Source organism: Nesterenkonia sp. CL21, from assembly GCF_031705515.1.
Lineage (GTDB): Bacteria > Actinomycetota > Actinomycetes > Actinomycetales > Micrococcaceae > Nesterenkonia > Nesterenkonia aethiopica.
The window spans coordinates 1-2,785 of record NZ_JAUTWR010000023.1 but is presented as its reverse complement, the minus strand read 5'-3'; the positions used below and the strand labels follow the sequence as shown (position 1 = coordinate 2,785).

The 2,785-nt window shown below is 60.9% G+C and carries 1 protein-coding gene; it reads right to left on the bottom strand.

All coding sequences use genetic code 11. The features are described from left to right. Positions 1-10: 10 nt before the first annotated feature. On the bottom strand, positions 11-2,785 hold a 2,775-nt coding region (gene aceE, locus Q7C18_RS16710), incomplete at its 5' end, for a pyruvate dehydrogenase (acetyl-transferring), homodimeric type (protein ID WP_311026333.1).

The following is a 2,785-nucleotide window of genomic DNA, read 5'->3' as shown; positions in this document are numbered from 1 at the left end:
GGTCCTGGGCTCAGGCATCGCCTCCTGTGGACCCCGAGGTCCCAGCATTGGGATCAGAGAGCTGGTACTTCTCGATCGCTTCCTCCGCCAGACCTGGGTCCAGGGTGTTCTCTTCGGCCAGCATCTGCAGAGCACGGATGACCATGGAATGAGCATCAATACGGAAATGCCGACGCGCAGCAGCCCGGGTATCCGAGAACCCGAAATCATCAGCCCCTAGAGTCGCGAACCTGTTCGGGATGAACTGCCGGATCTGGTCCGGGACCTGCGTGGAGTAATCCGTGGTCGCGATCACTGGACCCGAAGCCCCGGCCAGCTGTTCAGTGATGAACGGGGTCTGCGGCTCTCGAGATGGATCCAGCATCGCAGAAGCCTGTACCGCCAGTGCTTCACGACGCAGCTCGTTCCACGAGGTCACTGACCAGACATCAGCAGCCACCCCCCAATCAGCGGCCAGCAGCCGCTGGGCCTCCAACGCCCAGGGCACCGCGACCCCAGAAGCCATCAGCTGCACCACCGGAGCATCACCATCCAGCTCCAGGCCATGCTCCCCACACCCCTGGGCCGCAGTGACCAATCGATAGATGCCCTTCTTCACACCAGTGACATCCAGGTCTTCCGGCTCAGGACGCTGAGTCACCGGCTCGTTATAGACGGTGAGGTAATACATCACATCATGATCCCCGGCATGATCCCCATACATCTCATAGAGACCATGTTCGATGATATGAGCGATCTCGTACCCATAGGCCGGGTCATAATGCTTCACCGCTGGGTTGGTCCCGGCCAGGATCGGGGAATGCCCATCGAGATGCTGCAGCCCTTCACCGGCCAGCGTGGTCCGCCCGGCAGTGGCCCCGATGATGAAACCACGAGCCAGCTGATCCGCCGCAGCCCAGAACGAGTCCCCGGTGCGCTGGAACCCGAACATGGAGTAGAACACATAGACCGGGATCATCGGCTCACCATAAGTGGCGTAGCTGGTCCCAGCCGCAGTGAACGCCGCAGTGGCCCCGGCCTCATTGATCCCGGGATGCAGCAGCTGGCCCTGCGGAGATTCCTTATAGGCCAGCATCAGCTCACGATCCACCGAGAGATAGTTCTGTCCCTTGGGGTTATAGATCTTCGCGGTCGGGAAGAAGGAATCCATCCCGAAGGTCCGGGACTCATCCGGAACGATCGGCACGATCCGATGCCCGATGTTCTTATCCCGCATCAGGTCCTTGAGCAGCCGCACGAACGCCATCGTGGTGGCCGCCTGCTGCTTGCCCGAGCCCTTCTTCGCCTGGGCATAGGTCTTCGCCCCCGGCAGGACCAGCGCGCCGGCCTCTGCCCGGCGGGCCGGCAGCGCCCCGCCCAGCTCGGCCCGACGAGCCCGCAGATAAGCCATCTCCTCAGAGTCCTCACCCGGATGGTAATACGGCACCTGATACGGGTCGGCCTCGATCTGTTCATCAGTGATCGGGATCCGCAGAGTGTCTCGGAACCGCTTGAGGTCCTCGATGGTCAGCTTCTTCATCTGATGGGTCGCATTACGACCCTCGAAGCTGGGACCCAGCCCATAGCCCTTGATCGTCTGAGCCAGGATCACCGTGGGCTTGCCCGTGGTGGCCACTGCGGCCTGATACGCCGAGTAGACCTTCTGATAATCATGACCCCCACGCTTGAGGTTCCAGATCTCATCATCAGACATGTCCTCGACCATGGCCTTGGTCTTGGCCGACCGACCGAAGAAATGCTCCCGCACGAAGGCCCCGGACTCAGCCTTATAGGTCTGATAGTCCCCATCCAAGGTCTCATTCATGATCCGGACCAGCTCGCCATCATCATCACGGGCCAGCAGATCATCCCATTCCCGGCCCCAGAGCACCTTGATCACGTTCCATCCCGCTCCGCGGAAGAACGCCTCCAGCTCCTGGACGATCTTGCCATTGCCCCGGACCGGGCCATCCAAGCGCTGCAGATTGCAGTTGATCACGAAATGCAGATTGTCCAGCTTCTCATTGGCCGCATGCTGCAACAGCCCTCGCGACTCCGGCTCGTCCATCTCACCATCACCGAGGAACGCCCACACGTTCTGATCCGAGGTGTCCTTGATGCCGCGGTGATGCAGATACCGATTGAACTGGGCCTGATAGATCGCGTTCATCGGCCCGATGCCCATCGAGACCGTGGGGAACTGCCAGAAATCTGGCATCAGACGGGGATGCGGATACGAACTCAGCCCTTCCGGGGCCCGGGAGATCTCCTGCCGGAACCCATCGAGCTGGGCCTCGGTGAGCCGGCCCTCGAGAAACGCGCGAGCATAGTTGCCCGGAGAGGAATGTCCTTGGAAGAACACCTGGTCCCCACCACCAGGATGATCCGCGCCGCGGAAGAAATGATTGAACCCGACCTCATAGAGCGTGGCCACTCCCGCATAGGAGGAGATATGACCACCCACCGCGACACCATCACGCTGAGCCCGGTGCACCATGATCGCCGCGTTCCACCGCAGGATCCGACGGAACCGGCGCTCCATCTCCTCATCCCCAGGAAACTCTGGTTCCTGATCCACCGGGATCGTGTTCACATAATCGGTGGTCGTGACCATCGGCACACCGATGGACTTCGCTCCAGCACGCTGGAGCAAGGTACGGATCATATACTCCGCACGCTCGGTGCCATGGACCTCCACCAACTGATCAAAAGACTCCAACCATTCCTGAGTCTCCTCCGGATCCACATCCGGCAACTGGTTGGTCAGACCGCTGCGAATATGTGAGATCTCTTCACCAGCGCTCAC